This window comes from Pedobacter sp. SYSU D00535 (assembly GCF_017355855.1).
GTDB lineage: Bacteria > Bacteroidota > Bacteroidia > Sphingobacteriales > Sphingobacteriaceae > Desertivirga.
In genome coordinates this window covers 171,836-192,897 of sequence record NZ_JAFEWD010000005.1, presented here as the reverse complement: position 1 = coordinate 192,897, position 21,062 = coordinate 171,836, and the positions used below count along the sequence as shown (strand labels likewise).

The 21,062-nt window shown below is 43.6% G+C and carries 21 protein-coding genes; 3 read left to right on the top strand and 18 right to left on the bottom strand.

Translation table 11 applies throughout. The features are described 5' to 3' along the window. Nucleotides 1-38 precede the first annotated feature (38 nt). The 8 genes from J4N23_RS12985 to rpsT form a co-directional block, all read right to left on the bottom strand. Nucleotides 39-278, bottom strand: a complete 240-nt coding sequence (locus J4N23_RS12985; RefSeq protein ID WP_207427887.1) for a hypothetical protein — start codon at nt 276-278, stop codon at nt 39-41. Nucleotides 279-330: 52 nt separating this feature from the next. After that, on the bottom strand, nt 331-837 hold the full coding sequence (locus J4N23_RS12980; protein WP_207427885.1) for a DUF962 domain-containing protein: 507 nt from the start codon (nt 835-837) through the stop codon (nt 331-333). Nucleotides 838-897: 60 nt separating this feature from the next. After that, a complete protein-coding gene (gene rny, locus J4N23_RS12975) occupies nt 898-2,451 on the bottom strand; it encodes a ribonuclease Y (RefSeq protein WP_207427883.1) in 1,554 nt (517 codons plus the stop codon). Between the two features lie 228 nt (nt 2,452-2,679). Continuing rightward, on the bottom strand, nt 2,680-2,970 hold the full coding sequence (locus J4N23_RS12970; protein ID WP_207427881.1) for a cell division protein ZapA: 291 nt from the start codon (nt 2,968-2,970) through the stop codon (nt 2,680-2,682). A 23-nt stretch (nt 2,971-2,993) separates the two neighbouring features. After that, a complete protein-coding gene (locus J4N23_RS12965; protein ID WP_207427879.1) occupies nt 2,994-3,302 on the bottom strand; it encodes a hypothetical protein in 309 nt (102 codons plus the stop codon). A 76-nt stretch (nt 3,303-3,378) separates the two neighbouring features. After that, nucleotides 3,379-5,778, bottom strand: a complete 2,400-nt coding sequence (gene pheT, locus J4N23_RS12960) for a phenylalanine--tRNA ligase subunit beta (RefSeq protein WP_207427877.1) — start codon at nt 5,776-5,778, stop codon at nt 3,379-3,381. Between the two features lie 120 nt (nt 5,779-5,898). Further along, a complete protein-coding gene (radC, locus tag J4N23_RS12955) occupies nt 5,899-6,600 on the bottom strand; it encodes a DNA repair protein RadC (RefSeq protein ID WP_207427875.1) in 702 nt (233 codons plus the stop codon). A 78-nt stretch (nt 6,601-6,678) separates the two neighbouring features. Further along, complete coding sequence (gene rpsT / locus J4N23_RS12950; RefSeq protein ID WP_207427873.1) at nt 6,679-6,933, bottom strand: 30S ribosomal protein S20; 255 nt, start codon at nt 6,931-6,933, stop codon at nt 6,679-6,681. Nucleotides 6,934-7,073: 140 nt separating this feature from the next. On the opposite strand from rpsT, the gene J4N23_RS12945 reads away from it, so the two are divergent. After that, nucleotides 7,074-8,039 (top strand): zinc dependent phospholipase C family protein, encoded by a 966-nt coding sequence (locus tag J4N23_RS12945; protein ID WP_207427871.1) that lies wholly within the window; start codon nt 7,074-7,076, stop codon nt 8,037-8,039. Between the two features lies 1 nt (nt 8,040). On the opposite strand, the gene J4N23_RS12940 is transcribed toward J4N23_RS12945, so the two are convergent. The 7 genes from J4N23_RS12940 to J4N23_RS12910 all read right to left on the bottom strand — a co-directional run bounded on the left by J4N23_RS12940 (nt 8,041) and on the right by J4N23_RS12910 (nt 15,197). After that, complete coding sequence (locus J4N23_RS12940; protein ID WP_207427870.1) at nt 8,041-8,688, bottom strand: DedA family protein; 648 nt, start codon at nt 8,686-8,688, stop codon at nt 8,041-8,043. 71 nt (nt 8,689-8,759) lie between these two features. Beyond that, nucleotides 8,760-9,476, bottom strand: coding sequence for a DUF4397 domain-containing protein (locus J4N23_RS12935; protein ID WP_207427868.1), 717 nt, complete (start codon nt 9,474-9,476; stop codon nt 8,760-8,762). A gap of 533 nt (nt 9,477-10,009) precedes the next feature. Beyond that, on the bottom strand, nt 10,010-11,134 hold the full coding sequence (gene dnaN / locus J4N23_RS12930; RefSeq protein WP_207427867.1) for a DNA polymerase III subunit beta: 1,125 nt from the start codon (nt 11,132-11,134) through the stop codon (nt 10,010-10,012). A 163-nt stretch (nt 11,135-11,297) separates the two neighbouring features. Beyond that, nucleotides 11,298-12,980, bottom strand: a complete 1,683-nt coding sequence (gene gldG, locus J4N23_RS12925; protein WP_207427866.1) for a gliding motility-associated ABC transporter substrate-binding protein GldG — start codon at nt 12,978-12,980, stop codon at nt 11,298-11,300. Next, entirely contained in the window at nt 12,974-13,702 is a 729-nt protein-coding gene (gldF, locus tag J4N23_RS12920; protein WP_207427865.1) for a gliding motility-associated ABC transporter permease subunit GldF, read from the bottom strand. The genes gldG and gldF overlap by 7 nt, the downstream gene beginning before the upstream one ends. Before the next feature lie 102 nt (nt 13,703-13,804). Further along, nucleotides 13,805-14,398, bottom strand: coding sequence for an outer membrane beta-barrel protein (locus J4N23_RS12915; protein WP_242689223.1), 594 nt, complete (start codon nt 14,396-14,398; stop codon nt 13,805-13,807). Nucleotides 14,399-14,474: 76 nt separating this feature from the next. Next, nucleotides 14,475-15,197 (bottom strand): ATP-binding cassette domain-containing protein, encoded by a 723-nt coding sequence (locus J4N23_RS12910; RefSeq protein ID WP_207427864.1) that lies wholly within the window; start codon nt 15,195-15,197, stop codon nt 14,475-14,477. A gap of 184 nt (nt 15,198-15,381) precedes the next feature. On the opposite strand from J4N23_RS12910, the gene J4N23_RS12905 reads away from it, so the two are divergent. Continuing rightward, the gene (locus tag J4N23_RS12905; protein WP_207427863.1) at nt 15,382-16,842 is read left to right on the top strand and encodes a glycine--tRNA ligase; all 1,461 of its coding nucleotides are present in this window, start codon (nt 15,382-15,384) and stop codon (nt 16,840-16,842) included. Nucleotides 16,843-17,076: 234 nt separating this feature from the next. Then, complete coding sequence (locus J4N23_RS12900; protein ID WP_207427862.1) at nt 17,077-17,907, top strand: murein L,D-transpeptidase catalytic domain family protein; 831 nt, start codon at nt 17,077-17,079, stop codon at nt 17,905-17,907. A gap of 77 nt (nt 17,908-17,984) precedes the next feature. On the opposite strand, the gene namA is transcribed toward J4N23_RS12900, so the two are convergent. The 3 genes from namA to J4N23_RS12885 form a co-directional block, all read right to left on the bottom strand. Then, nucleotides 17,985-19,046: an NADPH dehydrogenase NamA gene (gene namA / locus J4N23_RS12895; protein ID WP_207427860.1), complete on the bottom strand. Its 1,062-nt coding sequence runs from the start codon at nt 19,044-19,046 to the stop codon at nt 17,985-17,987. Between the two features lie 157 nt (nt 19,047-19,203). Beyond that, nucleotides 19,204-20,097 carry a TraB/GumN family protein gene (locus J4N23_RS12890; RefSeq protein ID WP_207427858.1) on the bottom strand — a complete coding sequence of 298 codons (894 nt, stop codon included), beginning with the start codon at nt 20,095-20,097 and terminating at the stop codon, nt 19,204-19,206. 16 nt (nt 20,098-20,113) lie between these two features. After that, nucleotides 20,114-21,040, bottom strand: coding sequence for a cobalamin-binding protein (locus tag J4N23_RS12885; protein WP_207427857.1), 927 nt, complete (start codon nt 21,038-21,040; stop codon nt 20,114-20,116). Between the last annotated feature and the right edge of the window lie 22 nt (nt 21,041-21,062).

Here is a 21,062-nt window from a genome sequence, read left to right as displayed (position 1 = left end):
TGTTAAGATAATATTAAGAACACAAAAAAGGGAGGAGGTTATACCCCAACCCTTTTACTTTTTGTATTGACAATGTCCATGTCAGATGTGTAAGCATCGTACACGTTCCAAGCCCATATCAGGAAGGGAACAATGATTGTGAAGGCTAACATAAACCCTATTGTGCTACCGACAACGATGATCAGCAGACCTTTTACGTATTGAGCTTTTATAATTTGTCCAAGTCCCGGTATGATAGCAGACAAGATCGCTGCCATTATATTTTTCTTATTTTCCATAGCGTAATCTATTAGATATTACACCTGTACAAATACGCTGCCAAGAAATGAATTAGTAGCGAATGCCTGCCTTCTTAAACAAGAAATGGAGTAGCCAGATTGGTCCGATCAATAAAAATTTCAGGTCGTCCAGAAAAGAAGGTTTCTTCCCTTCTACCTTATGCCCGATGAATTGCCCTATCCATGCCAGAATAAATATAACCAGGCATACTTGCCACATCTCCGGCCAGCCTTCGAGCCGGTGTTTCTTCTCCAGGGTAACTATCGCTGCAGAAAACACAAACACCATTAAGAGCATGCCGTAAGACAAGACCGGAGAAAGCTTATAGTAATAATAAATCGAAAATGCGAGAAGGAACGAAGCCCAGTTCACGTATCCGTTATACCTTCCTAAGAACTCAAGCTGAGGAAAGGGTATTGCCCATACCAGACCAAGGAGACTAAACACGATAAGCGGAACGCAAAACCAATGAATAGCCTTGTTGGTAGGATTCTGATGCGATTCTGAATATTTCGCGAAAAGCTGATCGACTTTTCGTAGTTCTGTGGGCTTCTTCATAAAATAAAAATACCCTCCCGGATAGATCCGGAAGGGATTATATTGAGTTTTGGCAAAAGACTATTTTGCGTAAGAAACCGAACGGGTTTCTCTTATTACCGTCACCTTGATTTGTCCTGGATAGGTCATCTCTGTTTGTATGCGGTTTGAAATATCGGTAGCGAGAATTTCAGCTTGCGCATCGGTTACACGTTCACTCTCTACCACCACACGCAGCTCGCGACCTGCCTGGATAGCAAAAGTTTTCTCTACGCCTGGATACGATAACGCAAGTTCCTCCAGTTCCTTCAACCGCTTGATGTAGCTTTCCACTACCTCACGGCGAGCACCCGGACGAGCGCCTGAAATGGCGTCACAAGCCTGCACTATTGGAGAGATCAAAGAGGTCATCTCGATTTCGTCGTGGTGGGCGCCGATTGCGTTGCACACCTCAGGATGTTCTTTATACTTCTCCGCTAACTGCATTCCCAAAATGGCGTGTGGCAGCTCTGGATTGTCATCTGGTACTTTACCAATATCATGAAGCAATCCTGCACGTTTCGCTAGTTTCACGTTTAAGCCTAGTTCTGAAGCCATAGTAGCACAGAAATTAGCTACCTCCCGCGAGTGTTGCAGCAAGTTTTGTCCATAGGAAGAACGGTAACGCATTCTTCCCACCATTCTAATCAACTCAGGATGCAGTCCGTGAATACCTAAATCAATGACCGTGCGTTCACCAATCTCGACGATCTCGTCTTCAATTTGCTTTTTGGTTTTGGCTACCACTTCTTCGATACGGGCCGGGTGGATCCGACCGTCGGTAACAAGGCGGTGAAGCGCCAGACGTGCAATTTCGCGTCTTACCGGATCAAAGCCGGAGAGAATGATCGCCTCAGGTGTATCGTCTACTATAATTTCGACCCCTGTAGCTGCCTCCAGTGCACGGATATTTCTTCCTTCCCTTCCAATCACGCGGCCCTTAATCTCATCATTCTCAATATTGAAGATCGAGACTGTATTCTCGATAGCCGCTTCTGTAGCAGTACGCTGGATCGTTTGAATTACGACTTTTTTAGCCTCTTTGTTAGCGGTTAGTTTAGCTTCGTCTACAATGTCCTTAATCTGGATCATGGCTTTACTTCTAGCCTCTTCCGTTAGGGAATGTACCAGCTGATTTTTAGCTTCTTCAGCAGACAGCCCAGCTATAGTTTCGAGTTGTGTGATGTGCTGGTTCTTCAGCGACTCTACTTCTTCCTGCTTTTTCTGCGTAAGCTCCAGCTGCTTTTCCAGGTTTTTGCGTTGATTGTCAAGCTCCTGTTCTTTCCGGTTCACATTCTCCATCCGCTGATTCAAGGACTGTTCTTTCTGTTTCAGAGAGTTCTCGCGCTGATTGAGACTATTATTCCGGTTATTAACCTCCTGCTCATGCTCGGCTTTCATCTGAAGGAATTTCTCCTTCGCTTCCAGCAGTTTGTTTTTCTTTAAGATCTCCGCGTTATTTTCCGCGTCTTTCAAAATCTTTTTTACCTTATTTTGAGCAGCGATCTCCTGATTTTTCAGCACCCGTTGCAGCAGGTACCTCCCAATCGCTACCCCTATCACTAATCCTAAAAAAATGTAAAGTACTATATCCATATATTTCTCTTAAATAAAAAAACCGCAGTTAAAATTCAGGTCCCATGTATTTTAAAACTTCAGCAAACATGATTTGAGTTTTAATCATAATCAGGTGGACGTTGCCAGATGATTTGCATTTATTTAACTCTGCTGATATTGAAGCGTTAAGTTTTATAAAATAGTGAAACCTAAAAGTTAACTGCGGTTAAACCTTTAGCGCTCTAAGCTTATATAAAGAACGATATATTATTTCGAAAAAAATCCCTCTAGTAACTGATCTAACTGATAAACTTTATCCGCCACCTGTGTATCCTCGTCAACCATTCGTTTTTCTGCCTTCAGCGTAGCTGTGGCGTAATGCAACACACACATCGAAAGCAGGTCTTGTTTATCTCTAACCGCATAATTGTCCTGATATTCTTTTATGCGATCATTTATCAGCTTAGCTGCCTTGCGAATCACCTCTTCCTCGTCCATGTTCACCTTCAGGGGATAAACGCGGTCAGCTATATTTATTTTTATTGAGATTTCTCCCATTTGAGCTTTTGTTTCACAACGTGTTACTTTTTCAGTAACACTATGCACTTATCTATTTCCCGCACAAATTCGCTAATTTTTTGCTTCATGTCAAGTGCTTTTTCACTCGAACCATCTTTCGGAACGGCTATTTGCTCTAAAGAGCGCGCTAGTTTCAAAGCCCTTAATTTTTCTTCAAGGTCTGCAATTTTTGATTTGCTGGTATCAAAAGCTACTTGTAGCGACTGATTCTCAAGCTTCAACAAGTCGTTCTCTTCCTGCAAAGCGTTGCACAACTCGATCAATTGACGAGTTTTATTCAGTACGTTATCTAATTGGCCAGCTACCGACATATCTTAAAATGAAGCAAAAATTAATTAGATGAATTAAGGCTAGTTCTTTCAGCCTTTGTAATCAATTGTTGCGATATTATTTCCTAACCTCTGCTCCTAGTTCCTTTTCGAAAATAGCAATTAATTTAGTCATTACCGCATCTATCTGCTTGTCTGTTAGCGTTTTCTCTTCATCCTGCAACAGGAAGCTAAGGGCGTAAGATTTTTTCTCAGCGGCCAGCTTTTCTCCTTCGTACACGTCGAACACATTAACATCTTTCAGGAGATTCTTCTCGCTTTTCAATGCTAGTTGCTTCAACTGGTTGAAGGTAACCTGTCTGTCAATGAGCATCGACAAATCCCGACGGACTGCAGGGATTTTAGCAACCTCCTGATAGGTGATTTTGTTCTTCTTAATTGCCTTCAATATTCCATCCCAGTCGAAATCAGCGTAATAAACTTCCTTTTCGATATCAAACTTCTTCAAGACAGTTTTAGCAACAATACCGAAGTAAACCAGGACTTTCTCCCCTTTTTTATATTGCTGCGCCTGCTGAAAATCCTTGCTATCAAAGCTATCCTGGCTAAGACCATGGATATTTAAACGGCGAACGATTGCATCTACGGCAGCTTTTAAATCATAAAAGGACGAAGTTGCATTTGTATGGTTCCATTGCTGTCCCGCTTTACGGCCTGTTAGAAAAACCGCGAGGCGTTGACTTTCTTTATACCCGCTCTCCAGTTGCTCATACACCTTCCCAAACTCATACAATTTCAAGTCCGGATTGCGTCGGTTCTGGTTATAGGCAATCGCCTCCAAACCGGAAAACAGCATGCTTTGACGCATCGTGTCCAAGTCCCCGCTCAAAGGGTTAAGGATTTTAACAGCGGTTTCTGTATTCTCAGTGTACGAAGATTTCGTTAGCGAATTGGACAAAATTTCGGAAAAGCCATTAGCTGAAAGCATATCGGCCACCTGATTCATCACCACTTCTTTGTCCGGTTTAACGGCGAAATTGAGGGAGGCGCGAATTTGAGAAGGGATAGCGATATTATTGTATCCATAGATCCTTAAAATCTCTTCAATCACATCTACTTCCCGAGTGACGTCCACCTTATAGGTTGGCACTTCCAGCTCCAGCCCCTCCGCAGTTTCCTGCAGAATTGTTATCCCTAAAGAAGTTACGATCTCTTTCACCGTATCTGCCGGAATAGCTTCTCCGATTAATCTGTTTACGCTGGCGTAAGCTACCGATACTCGGAAAGCAGGAATTGGAGATGGATAAAAATCCGCTATATCTGAAGATATATTGCCACCAGCTACCTCTTTTATCAGCAAAGCCGCTCTTTTTAAAGCCAACACCGTAATCTCCGGATCTGTTCCTCTCTCAAAACGAAAAGAAGCATCCGTTTTTAAACCGTGCCGTTTGGAGGTTTTACGAACTGAGACAGGGTTAAAATAGGCGCTCTCCAAAAACACGCTTGTTGTTGAAGCTTTTACTCCTGATGAAACACCACCAAAAACACCTGCGATGCACATCGGTGCTTCCGTGCTGCAAATCATCAAATCTTCCGCCGAAAGTTTGCGCTCTACTTCATCTAGTGTAGTGAACAAAGACCCTTCGGCAACGTTTTTAACAAGCACCTTTCCTCCGGCAATTTCGTTCGCGTCAAAAGCATGTAGCGGTTGTCCCAGCTCGTGGAGCACGTAATTGGTAACATCCACCACATTATTAATGGTGCGCACGCCAATCACATTCAGCTTATCTTTCAACCAGTCCGGCGACTCTTTCACCTCTACGCCTGAAATGGTAACAGAAGTATATCGCGGACAAGCCTGTTCGTTCTCGACTATAACAGGAATTTCCAGGTCCCGATTTTCCACCTCGAAGCTGAAAACATCAGGCAGCGTAATAGAAGTTCGCAGGTAGGCTGCAAGGTCTCTGGCGACACCCAAATGAGAAGCTGCATCTGCTCTGTTCGGGGTTAACCCGATTTCAAAGAGATAATCGTCTTTTATCTGAAAGTATGCTTTTGCAGGAGTTCCTACCGGAGCGTCGTCAGCCAACACCATGATACCTGCATGAGATTCGCCCAAACCAATTTCATCCTCTGCACAAATCATCCCTTCGGATACTTCGCCTCTGATTTTGGACTTATTGATTTTGAAAGGCTCACCTGAGTTAGTATGTACCGTAGTGCCTACCGTAGCCACAATCACTTTCTGGCCGGTGGCCACATTCGGTGCTCCGCAAACCACCTGCAAGTCCTCACCTGCGCCTACATCTACTTTTGTAACTCTTAATCTGTCTGCATTGGGATGCTGAACGCAGTCCTTCACGTACCCGATAACTAAGCCCTCTAGTCCGCCGGGAATAGTCTGCACCTGCTCCAGGCTCTCCACTTCCAGACCAATGTCCGTTAATATTTGCGAGATTTCCTCAGGTGTTTTATCTGTATTTATGAACTGAGTTAGCCAGTTATATGATATTTTCATTCGTGTTCAAACTAATGAGCGGCAAAGATAGGAAAAAGGCCAATAGTTTACAGTTGACAGTTTATACTTTGCCGCCTAATGGGAAAGCGACACTGATAAGACAGGCGTTCCGGACAGCAATTACAAAAGCCCTTCATCCGCGAAGCTGAAATAGGAGCTATTGGTGAAGATCAAATGATCGAGCACCGCGATGTCGAGAAAACTCCCGGCCTCTCTTAACTTTCTGGTAAGTGATATATCCGCCTGACTCGGCTTCAAATTCCCGGAAGGGTGATTATGAGCAAGAATGATGGATGCCGCATTATTCTCGAGCGCTGACTTGAAGATAATTTTGGGATCGGCAATAGTCCCCGACTGCCCTCCTTTGCTAATGAGGTGACGAGATAGGACACCGTTGGCCCGGTTCAGGAGCAGAATCCAAAACTCTTCGTGATTGAGATCTGAAAAGTAGCGGTTCAGAAGCTGATAGATATCCCGGCTGCCTGTAATTTTTGATAATTGAGGCTTTTCGCTTTCCCGCCTCCTTCTGCCCAGCTCAAGAGCTGCCATAATTGTAATCGCCTTTGCCTCTCCTATCCCTTTAAATTTGGAAAGCTCGTTAACAGACAAGCGTCCAAGTTTATCCAGATCGTTATCAAAAGAATATAAAATTCGCCGGCTTAACTCCACTGCTGTTTCTTCACGATTGCCTGAACCAATTAATATGGCAATAAGCTCCGCGTCTGATAAACTTCTTCTGCCCTGGGAAAGCAGCTTTTCCCGCGGCCGATCCTCCTCGGCCCAGGATTTAATTGTGATTTTTTGGTGGTTGTAGGTTTCCATACTTAAAGCTATGAAAACCTTTATAAAAACAAAAAAGGGACTCCAAAAGAATCCCTCTCCTACTAATAGTAAAATATCTTATTGTAAACCGTTAACGAATCTAGTCAATTTAGATTTATTGTTAGACGCTTTATTTTTGTGGATTACATTCTTCTTAGCCAAGCGATCAAGCATAGATACAACTTTAGTTAAAAGTGGAGTTGCTTCCGCCTTTGAAGTAGTGCTACGTAATTTCTTTATTGCGTTACGTGTAGTTTTTGCCTGGTAGCGGTTACGTAAACGTTTAGCTGCATTCGCTCTGATTCTCTTAATCGCTGATTTATGATTTGCCATTTGTAAGCTTTTTTTCCGTACTTATTTTAGGACTGCAAATATATGCCGATATCTTTAAATATCAAATACTAATTGTAAAATATTTTAAAGTAATATTGACGATAATGACTTAACTTACAGCTTCTTCTTTTAAACCTTATATGTCGAAAAAGTTCTTGCTCCTAAGCCTGCTAATCCTATCGGCGCTGCTTTTTGGCTCCTGGGGATTTTTTGCTCATCAGAAGATCAACCGCCTGGCGGTTTTTACGCTGCCATCCGGAATGATCAAATTCTATAAAGCGCATATTGATTTTATTACGGAGCACGCCGTGGATCCCGACAAAAGAAGATATGCGGACCCGGAGGAGGCCGCACGACACTTTCTTGACGCGGACCATTACGGTAAGGCCCCTTTTGATAGTATTCCCCAAAAATGGAATGATGCTGTCGCCAAGTTTTCGGAAGATTCGGTAAAAGCACACGGGACCGTCCCCTGGCAGATTCAAAAGACTTACTATTCGCTGGTGAAAGCTTTCCAGGAGAAAGACTCTCTAAGGATACTTCGTTACTCGGCTGACCTCGGCCACTATATTTCCGATGCGCACGTTCCTCTTCATACCACACAAAACTACAATGGTCAGCTTAGTAACCAGCACGGCATCCATGCGTTCTGGGAGAGTGAATTACCGGAGCAGTTTTTCAACGACTACGACTTTTTTGTCGGTAGAGCAAGATATATTGAGAACCCATTGAAGGAAGCTTGGAGAATTGTCAAGACTAGTTTCAGTTATAAAGATTCTGTTCTGCTCATTGAAGCCCGACTAAACCGTAGTTTTCCATCAGACAAGAAATATGCGTTTCGAGATCGAAACGGGAAAATAGTTAAGCAACATTCTCTTGCATATTCACAGGCTTACCACAAAGCACTTAAGGGACTGGTTGAACAGCAGATGCGTGCTTCAGTCCTTTCAGTAGGCAGCTACTGGTACTCTGCCTGGGTAGATGCAGGTCAGCCTGAATTGAAGAACCTGCGTAACCTTCCTACTTCTGCAGCGGATAAAGAGCATCTTGAGAAAGAGGAAAAGTTGTTTCTTGAGGGAAAACCGCTGGGACGACCCGAACACTAAACTATTCCGCTTTTTTAAGTTTACTTTTTACAATCTCGATAATTGGTGGCAATAATGACAAGAAGATAATAGCAAAAATCACATAGGTGAAATTCTGTTTAATGATGGGCAAGCCGCCAAAGAAATAACCAATGAACAAGAAGCTGACCACCCACACAACACCTCCAATTACATTGAAGGACGCAAACTTGGAGTAACTCATGGTACCCACACCTGCTACAAATGGCGCGAAAGTTCGGATAATGGGAATAAAGCGGGCATAAATAATTGTTTTACCGCCGTGCTTATCGTAAAAGGCCTGCGTTTTTTCCAGGTATTCTTTTTTCAAAAACTTATACTTGCCGCTAAAAGCCCGGGGACCGATATAGTCACCAATCATGTAGTTGACCATATCTCCGAGGATGGCAGCTACTATCAGAAGCAGACACATCAGCCAGATATTGAGGTCACTTTCCGGCTTGGCAACAATTGCACCGGCAGCAAAAAGCAAGGAATCACCAGGAAGAAATGGCGTTACCACAAACCCTGTTTCAGCAAAAATGATGAGAAAAAGAATGAGGTAGGTCCAGGTTTTATATTCACTAACTATCTCAACCAGATGTTGATCGATATGAAGAATAAAATCTATCAGGGCTTTGATTATTTCCAAGGCAATTATTTTTAATTGCCAAAAATAGAAATATCAGTGATAGTTCTGATACTTCTATTTTTATTAATACTTTAATTTTCCATTACCTGGACGCCCTGCGCATAATTATCGGTTCCATTCACGTTGCCTTCAGCCCATACCGTATATATTTTCCCCGCCTGAATATTAACCGGCTGAGCGGAAGAAGCTCTCACGTTGTTTGTTCCCGCATCCTTAATTTGAAATGTTACGGTTCCTGGATTTACCTCCACGAACTGCGTATGAGATCTGAAACTTCTATTTGTAAAAAGAGCATTTCCTCCCTGGGTAGCCAAATCAAGTGCCGGAGCATTCTGAATTAAATGCACGAAGCGAACTTTGGCCTTTCCTGTTGAAGGAGCCGTAAGATCATCGCGGATGATGATGGCAGAAGTACTGTCATTTGTAGCAGAGACGGTAGTGATAAAGAATGAATAGGTACTATCCTGTTTCAAGCCAATGCCACCTGTAGCAAGCACATTTTGTGTCCCGCCGGTAGTAATATGTACTTCATTATTGCCTGAGTACACTGCAAAATAGGGCGTACTTTGCGAATACAAAAGGCCTGCTACCTGCTGCCTGTTCAAGTAGAAACTTACAGAGCTGGTACCGGGCATGGCATGCACAACTCGTAACGTAGAGGTGCCCGGTTCTTCAAAGTCGTCATCATTTTTATTACAGGAGGACAACAAAGCGATGCTAAATAACGCCAGACAGAAGGCTGAAAGGAAACCTCTGGCTCGCTCTTTAAGGGGTTTAATAAGAGTCATAACTGATTGTTTTATAATTTATACTAGATCAATACGCCCGTGTATCAAAAATCGATACACTTGCTGATTAATACGCAAAAGTCTAGCCAAATAAATAGCTGAGATTCGCCTTACTTCGCGCTTATTGTATTGAAAGCCAAGCACTACCAAAAACTGGTGATACTACATTCGAAAGTTCCAAAATACAAATTAAAATCAAGTATAAACTCCGGCTACCCGGCTCGAAGTTCTAAAACAGGAAAATGCTTCCAAAAATGTTTGCCGGATGCTTAGTCTATCTTAGCAATTGGAGAGAGACGCTTATGCTGAAATAAAAATCATCAAGGCTAAAAATGCCGCAAAAGCTACGAGAAGACGATTAAGGTGTGCTTGTGAATGCATACTGTAAAGATTAAGTGTGTGCTTTCTTTTAGTCGCCTTCCACAGCGAGTATTATAAAAACAAAGCACCTGACGAGTACAAAAACTCAGCCAGGTGCAGCTATCTTCTGTTTTCGTGAAATCTTTACCAGCAGTGTACTAAATGACAAACACCTAGGCGTAGCTGTTAAGCATAACAGGCATTACCAGCATCAACACGTCTTCGCGCTCATCATTCGTCTGAGGGACAAGCAAGCCAGCCCTGTTCGGTGTACTCATCTCCAGTGTTACCTCTTCCCCACTTAAATTGTTAAGCATTTCGATCAAAAAACGGGCATTGAAACCGATCTCCATATCTTCCCCTTCGTACTGGCAGCTTAAGCGCTCGTGCGCTTCGTTTGCAAAATCAATATCCTCAGAAGAGATATTCAATTCACTTCCCGTAATCTTGAGACGCACCTGGTGGGTAGTTTTGTTCGCGAAGATCACCACACGGCGTAGCGAGTTAAGGAACAAGGCACGATCCAGGGTGAGGCGATTCGTGTTGTTCTGCGGAATCACGGCTTCGTAATCGGGATACCGCTCATCAATTAGACGGCAAATTAGGTTGATATTACCGAAACGGAAAAAGGCACTTGTACTGTTATATTCTACTGAAACATTTACATCATCTGATGGCAATGACGACTTGAGCAGGGTAAGAGCCTTTTTAGGGAGAATAAAGGATGAAGGATTATCAGACCTGGCATCCATTCTGCGGTAACGCACTAATTTGTGAGCATCCGTCGATACGAAAGTGACATGCTGTGGACTTAGCTGACAAAACACGCCGGTCATCGCCGGGCGAAGGTCATCATTACTCACCGCAAAAATCGTCTTGTTAATCGCTTCAGCCAGCACAGAAGCAGGAAGATTTACAGCAGAAGCATTTTCAACTGTAGGAATCTTTGGAAAATCGTCTCCATTTTCTCCGCTTAGCTTATACTTTCCGTCTCCGGCATTGATCTCCACCGCAAAAGTGGCATCATCCACGTTGAAGGCGATGGGCTGATCAGGAAGGGTCTTGAGCGTTTCAAGAAGGATTTTCGAGGGAATAGCGATTTTTCCCTCTTCTTTTGATTCGACAGGCAAAGAAGTTGTCATGCTTGTTTGCAGGTCGGTTGCAGAAATTGTAAGAATACCTTCTTTAATTTCAAAAAGGAAGTTTTCGAGTATCGGCAAAACCGTACTGCTACTTGACGCTCCATTTACCGCTTGCAACTGCTTTAATAACGTTGACGTCGAAACAATAAATCTCATATATTTTATATCTAAAAATCGTAAATGTCTATAACTTGACGGTTCTTCAGAAGTGGAACCAATGCTTTTCAAAAATAGAAAAAGCAACAGCATTGAGAAAAAGAAAATCCTAACATTCCAGCACTATTGTGGAAAATACACTAGTTCAAAAAAGCTGTTTGCACTACTTAGCATACTTATTTTTCCGGTAAAAATGGTGAGCTATCGCAAAAGCTCCCAACAAGAATAAGGGCAATACGATGTTGACGAATTGCCATGTTAATTTCTCCGACCGCACACGGGCCCGATCCAGTAGCCTCATCTTCACCTCTTTATTCCGCAGTGCAATAATACCGGAGTCATCCGTCAGAAAATCAGCGATATTCAATAAGAAGTTTTTATTGCCATACTGCTGCTGCGTATATCTGTCATACCCGAGTGGGAATGGAGAACCGTCCTGGGTACTAATTTGATTTTTCAGGATGTCCCCATCGCCTACTACCACAATTTTCGCAGGAGCACTTTTTCCGGGCAATTCTCCTTGCCCGCTTATCCCTTCCGGCACAGGTCTATTCGAAAAATTGGACGGGAAAGTCCCTTCCAGCAATGCTCCCACTGGCTTCGGCTGGCTCTGGAACTCTCGTGGATCAGGCTCTTGCTCCACCATCTGTAGGGATATCAGATTAGGAACTTTAAGTAGCCGGTTGAAGGGCGATGATGACAGAATGATTTGTTTCCTAACTCCCGGAATGGCTATGGTATCGATCGTACTGGCGAATTCACTCTTAATCCCGTCGAGGTTTTTTACCAGCGGGTGTTTGGAGACAGGGATAAAAATAGGATAGAAAAGCCAGGGCACCATTTGAATTTGCGCCTGCCCACTCACATTCCCAACGTTAATCGGTATCTGGGCACAGTTCATGTCCGCCACCAGGTCGTAGTTAACCCTTATGCCGTAACGAAACAACATATCATCCAGATTCAGCTTCTTGGCGAAGGCCAGCTGACTTCCCATTCCCCTGAGGCTGTCGAGCTCGGCATTTACATTATCCAGGGCAAAGAATATGCTTCCCCCCTTCATCAGGAAATAATCAATTTTGTACTTTTCTGCTTCTGTAAAGGGTTGATCAGGTTTCGGAACGACAAGAAGTTTTAGCTTATCGAGGCCGGCAAAAGGAATATCTTTCAGATTCACACGACCTGCCTCATAGCCGCCCTGCAAGCTGGAAAGGGCATCAGCAAGTTGCAAATCTGACAACTCCCCGTGCCCTTCTGTAAACCCAACCCGGGGCTTCCCTCCCCGCGTCACCTTACGGATAGCACTGGTAAAAGCGTATTCCAGATTCTGAATGGAGTTATTAAGCACTTCTTCTGGTGTTGCTCCGATTCTGTTTTGAAACAGGCTAACAGGAATTTGCTGGCCTCGATAGGTAACCAGGGCCGCAGGAAAGACGATCTTCTGCGACAACCCCTCTTCGGTTTTAACACTTAGATTCGTTGGTTCCAGGCCTTTCGATACTAATTCCTGGTACACCTGCTGCTGTTCTTCCTCCGTTCCCTGATTAGGGTTCACAAAATCAAAACGAAGATTCCCGTTGGAGTAGGATCTATAATCGGACAAAAGATCCCGGGTAGCGTTCCTTAACCGTTTGAATCCAGCAGGAAATTCGCCTTCGAGATAAACAGTAATTTGCAGGCTTTCGTCAAGCTCTCCAAGCTCCTTTTTAGTGATATCCGAAAGGGTGTACCTCTTCTCGCTGGTGAAGTCGATCCGGGTAAAGAAGAAGGACGATAAAATATTCAGAACGATGATGCCGGCAACAAATACGGCTAGATATGTTAGATTTTTTCTCTTGTTACTTACCATTTCCGACCTCCCACTGCAGTTTTAGTAAACACCAGAAACAAGGCGATAAAGCCCAGGAAATAAACAAGATCGCGGGTATCCAGAACACCACGACTTATAGACTCATAATGTTCGTTGATCCCTAAGGCGGTAATCGATGTTTCTACAGTTTGCAGAGACAGTAATTTACTGATGGAATCAAATCCGCTAAAAGCGAAAAAAGAAAGAAAAACGGCAACAGTAAAGGCGATAATCTGATTTTTGGTGATAGCGGAAGCGAACAGGCCTATAGCCGCAAAGGCACCACCAAGTAAAAAGAGGCCAATGTAGGAACCGATGACCGCCCCCGTATCTACATTCCCTTTTGTTGCTCCTAACTGATACACTGAGAAATAATAAATGAGCGTAGGAAGCAGCGCAAAAAGTACAATTAACAGCGCTGCCAAATATTTTCCAAGTACGATCTGCCAATCAGTGAGCGGCCGGGTTGCCAGCAATTCAAAGGTACCTTCCTTCCTCTCTTCCGCCAGAGAACGCATGGTGACGGCAGGAACAAGAAACATAAAAATAAAGGGAGCCGTGCTGAAAAGGCTATCGAGGCCGGCGTAGCCATATTCCAAAATACTTGACTCGGGAAATACCCATAAGAAGAGCCCCAAAACCAATAAAAAAACACCAATAGTAATATAAGCCACCAGTGAACTCAGATATCCACTTATTTCTTTCGATAAAATTGAATACATAGATGTTTAGCTATCGCCGAAGTTAGTGCAAATATCGCCCCAAACAAAAAATCCCCGCCAGATTTACTGAGCGGGGATTTTTAAATTTAATCTCCTTACTTATTAAAAGTAAAACACGAGGCCGATCTGAGGACTAAAAAAGTCAGCCCCGATACTAAAAGTAGAGGCACCTGCGCCTTCTATTTTGTCTCCATCACTGTTCTTAACTGTGGTATCTAAAAAAGAGATTCCGCTGAAGCTTAGCTCAATTCCTACCTTTTTTGATGGGAAGTAAGCAAAGCCAGGAGACAGCGACACACCTAAAGTTTGAGTTGAACCCAGATCATCACCGTCGCTATCTTCAGCAGAACCAAAGATCATCGGCACTGCCAGTTGCCCGAAGAACTTGAACTGCTCGTTAAGGTTTTTGTAATATCTTCCGAAAGGAGACACCACAAAAGCATTGGTTTTAGCACCAGAAGCGGCTTTTTGAGAAGAAAATCCAATTCCCGTTCCTATCGCCAGATTGTTTCCAACGAAATAACCAGCTACAGGAAGAATCGTAAGATCGTTAGCCGCCTCTGCTCCGTCAGCATGTGACTTTGTCGAGGTATAATCAATAGTACCTCCTAATAGAACATTTCCTTTTTCCGTTTGAGCAGAAGCCACCAGGCCTGAAGCTGCAATTGCTAGCGTTAATAATACTTTTTTCATCATACTAAATTTTGGTAAGGCGGCAAAAGTATTCTTCTAAACCAGCATAAATGCAAGCTGATTGTCAAATAAATTTCGTTTAATGAAAAGGATTTGACCGGGTGAGGGTTAAGAAAATATTTTCCAGGCTTTGATTTTGATGAGATAACTTCAAGCCGGCTAAAGAATCGTGTGCTACGATCTGCCCGCGGTTAATAATGATCACGTCGTCACACACTGCTTCTACTTCCTGCATAATGTGCGTGGAGAAGATCACTGTTTTTGAACAGCCTAGGCTTTGGACAAGACTACGGATTTCAATCAGCTGATTCGGATCCAGCCCAGAGGTAGGCTCGTCGAGGATAAGCACTTGGGGATCATGAATAATCGCCTGGGCAATTCCGAGCCTTTGGCGATAGCCTTTGGATAGCGCTCCCACTTTCTTGTGCTGCTCCAATCCCAATCCTGTCAGCTCAATCACCTCCCCGATCCTTGAGGAAGCATTGGGTATTCCGTGAATTCTGCCAACAAACTCCAACGATTCCTTTACATACATGTCCAGGTACAAAGGATTATGCTCCGGTAGATAGCCCAGATTCTTTCGTACTTCCAACGGTGATTCTATAACATCAAAGCCGCATAGACTTGCCCTGCCCGAGCTGGGGGGTATAAAGCAGGAAAGGATCTTCATGGTAGTAGATTTGCCCGCTCCGTTAGGTCCCAGGAAGCCCAGGATTCTGCCCGATTCGGCCGAGAAAGAAATCTCATTAACGGCCTTCTGTTCTCCATAAAGCTTTGTCAGTTGTTCAACCTTTACACTCATTATTACGAATCAAGATTTTAAGCAGATTACAAGAATGATGCTAAAGTAGCAAATCAGCCCTGAACTTCTTGTGGTGGGCATAAAATAGCGTAAAAATCACACCGGCTGGTAAGAAAAAAGGCAAAGAGGGTTGCAAAACTATTTCGCTGAGCACAATCATCAATAATACTATATTTGCACCATCATGAGTAAGAATAACGACGAACTATTCAAAAACGTTATATCCCATGCTAAGGAGTATGGATTCGTGTTCCAATCGAGCGAAATCTATGACGGACTAAGTGCGGTGTATGATTACGGTCAGAATGGAGCTGAGCTGAAAAACAATATCAAAACATACTGGTGGAAATCAATGGTGCAAATGCACGAAAACATTGTGGGTATTGATGCCGCAATTTTCATGCACCCCACCACCTGGAAAGCGTCTGGTCACGTAGACGGATTTAACGATCCGATGATTGACAATAAGGACTCGAAAAAACGTTACCGCGCAGATCAGCTGATCGAAGATAAAATTGCACGGTACGAGAAAGACGGAAAAACGCAAAAAGCTGAAGAACTTCAAACCGCTATGGATGAAGCTTTAAAAGCTGATAACTTAACCGCTTTACGCGATCTGATTGTTGAGCATGAGATTGCTTGCCCGATTTCAGGAACCAGGAACTGGACGGATGTAAGACAGTTCAACCTGATGTTCAGTACAAAAATTGGTGCTGTAGCGGATGAAGCTGATGTGATCTACCTTCGACCCGAAACAGCCCAGGGTATTTTTGTAAACTACCTGAATGTTCAGAAAACGGGAAGAATGAAAATCCCTTTTGGAATTGCTCAGATAGGTAAAGCTTTCAGAAACGAGGTAATTGCGCGACAGTTCATTATGCGTATGCGCGAGTTTGAGCAAATGGAGATGCAGTTCTTCGTTCGCCCTGGCACCGAGATGGAGTGGTACGAGTACTGGAAACAGACGCGCTTGAAATGGCATAAGGCTGTAGGTACTGATCCTGCAAAGTATCGTTTCCACGATCACACGAAGTTAGCCCATTACGCTAACGCTGCTGTAGATATAGAGTTCCAATTTCCGTTTGGCTTTAAGGAGGTAGAAGGTATTCACAGTCGTACTGACTTCGACCTGAGCCAGCATCAGCAATACTCAGGCAAGAAACTTCAGTATTTCGATCCTGAAATCAACCAGAACTACGTGCCTTACGTGATAGAGACATCTATTGGATTAGACCGGATGTTCCTGTTGACATTGATCAATGCGTATGAAGAGCAAGATTTGAGCGAAGGCGATAAAAAGGACAGTCGGGTAGTGTTAAAACTGCACCCATGTCTTGCTCCGGTAAAGGCAGCCATCCTCCCTTTAACTAAAAAAGACGGTTTACCGGAAAAGGCGCGGGAGATTATGGACCGGTTGAAACTGGATCACAATCTCGTTTACGAAGAAAAGGATTCGATAGGCAAACGTTACCGCCGCCAGGACGCTATTGGAACGCCGTTCTGTATCACTGTAGACCATCAGTCGCTGGAAGACAATACAGTTACTATTCGCCACCGCGATACGATGGAGCAAGAAAGAGTGGCCATCGACCAGCTCGAGAGAATTATTGGAGACTTGGTAAGCTTAAAGAATTTGCTTGTATAAAACGGCGACGCCAACATGAAAATAAAAAAAGCCACCTCCGAGGTGGCTTTTTTTTATATCACCTCCGCCATTGCCTGACGAATCCGCAACGAGGAAACGTCTCCTTTTCTGACACTCCAATGAAATATAAACCTGCAAAAACCTTTGATTTCCAGTTGGAAGCGCCTACCTTTGTAGTACAAAAACCTAAAGTTCTACTATCGAAAAAACTCTACGCTTATTTTAACTGAGGATATGAAGAAAAGGATTTTCCGCGGGGCAAGTTACATTATTTTGGCTTTAAGCTTACCTGCAATTGGATGGGGATTAAAAGAAGATGTTGAGTTTACTACAGAACCTGTAACAATTCAAGAACAAGTAATTAAACCTACCAACACAGCTGAAGAAATACCAACAGCGGCTGAGGTATTCGAAAAACATCTGACAGACCTTTATGACGAAGTTGACCTGGATGACTCGTCTTTGAGCTATGATGTTTTCAAGAAGGCAGTTACTGGTTTCTATAACTTCCAAAACACCGGCTTGACCGCATCGGACAAGCAAATACTTTCTATTGTTGATTTTTCAAAACCAAGCACTGAAAAGCGTTTGTGGGTGATTGATTTGGATAAGAAAAAAGTGCTATTTCATTCGCTGGTTGCTCATGGCAGGGGCAGTGGCGACAACTGGGCTACTAATTTTTCTAATACACCGAACTCACATCAGAGCAGCTTAGGTTTTTACATCACTAGTCATACCTATATCGGGAAGCATGGTTTGTCATTGAAATTGGATGGTATGGATGCGGGATACAACACAAATGCTCTTAACAGAGCGATTGTAGTACACGGTGCTGATTATGTTAGCGATAGTTTCGTAAGAACTCATGGCAGACTAGGTAGAAGCCACGGATGCCCTGCTCTTCCCAACGAGTTAAATGAAGCGATTATTAATACCATCAAAGGAAAGACCGCTTTATTCATAAATGGCCCTAAAAATAAAACATTCTCCTCCAACTACCTGGATGAGAAAATTGCAGCAGAACTACTGTTCTCTAAAGCAGTCATGAAACAAGCTAGTTTATAAGCAGATGTTGATCTAATAAATAAAAAAGCCCTCCGGACAGAGGGCTTTTTTATTTATGTTTCCCGGGAAGCTTCTCATCACCTTTTTGCCCGCTGATATTGAACAGGCCAATCTACTTCTGCTCCCAATTTTTTTGCTGCATGAAGAGGAAAATAGGGATCCCTCAGCAATTCCCTGGCAAGCAATACCACATCCGCTTTCCCCGTTGCAATTATTTCTTCAGCCAGATCAGCACTGTTGATCATACCAACCGCACCAGTGAGGATATTAGTTTGCTTTACAGCTTCTGCAAATTCAACCTGATAACCCGGCCCAACAGGAATCTTTGCATTCGGAACGTTGCCGCCTGTAGAGCAATCTATCAAATCCACTCCTTTATCTTTAAGGACCGCAGCCAGCTTCACAGTATCTTGCTTGCTCCATCCACCTTCCACCCAGTCCGTTCCCGATACCCGTACAAACAGCGGAAACTCCTCGGGCCAAACCCTTCTAACGGCTTCTGTTACCTCTAGTAAAAGCCTGATCCTATTATCAAAGGCCCCTCCATAACTATCGGTCCGAAGGTTGGACAAAGGAGAAAGAAACTGATGTAACAAGTACCCGTGAGCCGCATGTATCTCGACCACCTCGAAACCTGCTTCAAGCGCCCTTTTCGCTGCAGACTGAAAATCAATTATCACGGCTTCAATTTCTTCAGTACTTAAGGCATGAGGAAGCGAATTGCCTTCAGCAAAAGGAATCGCACTCGGAGCGAGGGTTTGCCATCCGCCTTCCTCTGGCAATAAAAACCTTCCCCCTGTCCACGGCTCACTGGTGCTTGCTTTCCGACCAGCATGTGCAAGCTGTACGCCTGCTACACTGCCCTGTGAGTGAATAAATCCTGTTATTCTTTTTAGCGTGGCAATATGTTCGTCCTTCCACAAACCTAAATCCTTGGGTGTAATTCTCCCTTCCGGGGAAATGGCAGTAGCTTCGGCGATCACCAAACCGGCTCCCCCTACTGCCCTGCTTCCAAGATGAACCAGGTGCCAGTCGTTTGCAAAACCATCTTCGCTTGAATACTGGCACATGGGAGACACTACAATGCGATTCTTTAATTCAACATCTCGAATTTTTAAAGGAGTAAATAGACTGCTCATAAAAGGTAAAGGATAAAACCGCTTGTTAGTTTTATTGGATTGATGTTTTTGATTGAAGCTCCGGACCAAGTCTGGGACCAAAAAATACCAACCGCTCATAACAAACAAGGGGCGAATATTCTATCCGTCCCTTGCTATTAATACTTAAAAGTGATACCTATTTCAATGCTGTCGCTCTCACCGTGTAACCTGCCTTTCTCAACAAACTTATTAGTCCCTCATTCCCTGGCAAATGACCAGCCCCTACAGCTATAAATGCGGGACCTTTAGTGATAATAGCGGGAATCTGTTTTGCCCAGTTTCTGTTTCGATTGTATAAAAGCGTTTCGATCTCCTCGGGCGTATAATCCTTTGAATCAGCAAATGCAGCTTCGAGAGCCCGCAGATCTCCCCTTTTATAATCCTCAAACAGCTTTTTCATCTCGCTAACTACTCTGTCATTTTCTCTGATTGTCTTAAGCAGGGATTCTTTTTGACGATCGATAGGTCCATCAAAAAGTACAGCAGCCTGACTCTCTAATGTTTCCAGGCCAACAACCTCTTTTCCCCTTTTTTTAGCCTCAGATTGTAAATACATGTCTAAGGCTGGGTTTGTAGGCGATATATTTTTAGGTGCAAGAAAACTAATAAGAGTTAGCTGGACAGCAGCAGGTTTTAAACCGTTCAGCGCCATCATCGGTATTCCGGTTTTCTTGGATACGAAAGAATCTACCAAGGCGAACTCCGCCGACGTAAACAGTTTATCAAGAGTAGTCCCCTTCAGCAACATTAGCGGCATTAATTTCTGCGCCATTTCCATCTCGCCATCCATTATAACCTCCCCTACTACAGTTTTAGAGCGATCGAAAGCCTGCATCAGCGCAGGTAAGGAATCCGTAAAGTCTTTTCCAACTAAATGGTAGGTCCCAAACAAATAAGAAGGCGCTTTTAATCCCTTTCCGCTTACTTCCCAAAGCAGGGCATTTCCGGAAGCGGCTGGCTTACTCGTTGTCTGGGCCTGTATGCCTAACGTTGTTAGGAATGCAACGACAATGGCAATGGCTTTTTTCATGATCTTCTATTTTAACTTAGAGTGAGAACTTCAGCCAACTGTTACCTTCGTACCCAAAAATAAATTGTTTGGGCTGTATAATTTCCGCCAGCATTTCAACTGTATCTACGATCCTTGGTCCGGAGCGGTTGAAGTAGTGGTTACCATCTGCAATATAAAAGCGATTATTTTTAACTGCTTCCAGATCCTGCCATCCGGGAATTTCAAATAAAAGGTTTACTTCCTGCAAGGTCCGTTCAACAGAAAAACCACAGGCAGCGACAATAATAACCTCCGGGTTTGCAGCAAGGAGCTCCTCCGGTTTAATGTAGGGCGAATGCTTTCCATTCTGGGCCAATACTGGAATTCCCCCTGCTATCTCCACTAATTCAGGTGTCCAATTTCCAGCAATCATCAGTGGATTAAGCCACTCAATACACGCCACTTTCGGCCTGGCCTCCACAAACTTCAATTTATGTTGTATCAGCGTGATCCGTTCCTGCAAATCCTCCAACAGCGCTTCCCCCTTCTCCGGAACACCTAAGGCTTTGGAAATCAACGCAATTTCATTGAAAATATCCTGAAGCGTATTTGGATTTAGAGAGATGACGTTTGCCTCCTTATCGAGCAGGTTTCGCAAAGCACTTTCTACATCAGACAGACTTACAGCACAAACTTCGCACTGAGCTTGAGTGATCACAACATCTGGCTTTAGTTCAGCAATCCGGTTTTTGTTTACGGTGTAGATAGACAGCGCCTCTGTAAGGGATGCTTTGACCATATTGTCAATTTCCAGACTAGAACTGCCGGGCTCAAAACGAGCAGAAGAACAAACAGGAAGATGCTGAACGCTTTCAGGATAATCACATTCATGAGAACGGCCCACCAACTGATGCTCCAAACCCAGGGCACAAACTATTTCTGTAGCGGCAGGAAGTAGTGAAATTATTTTTTTATCAGACATTAATACACGATAAGTTGGCTGC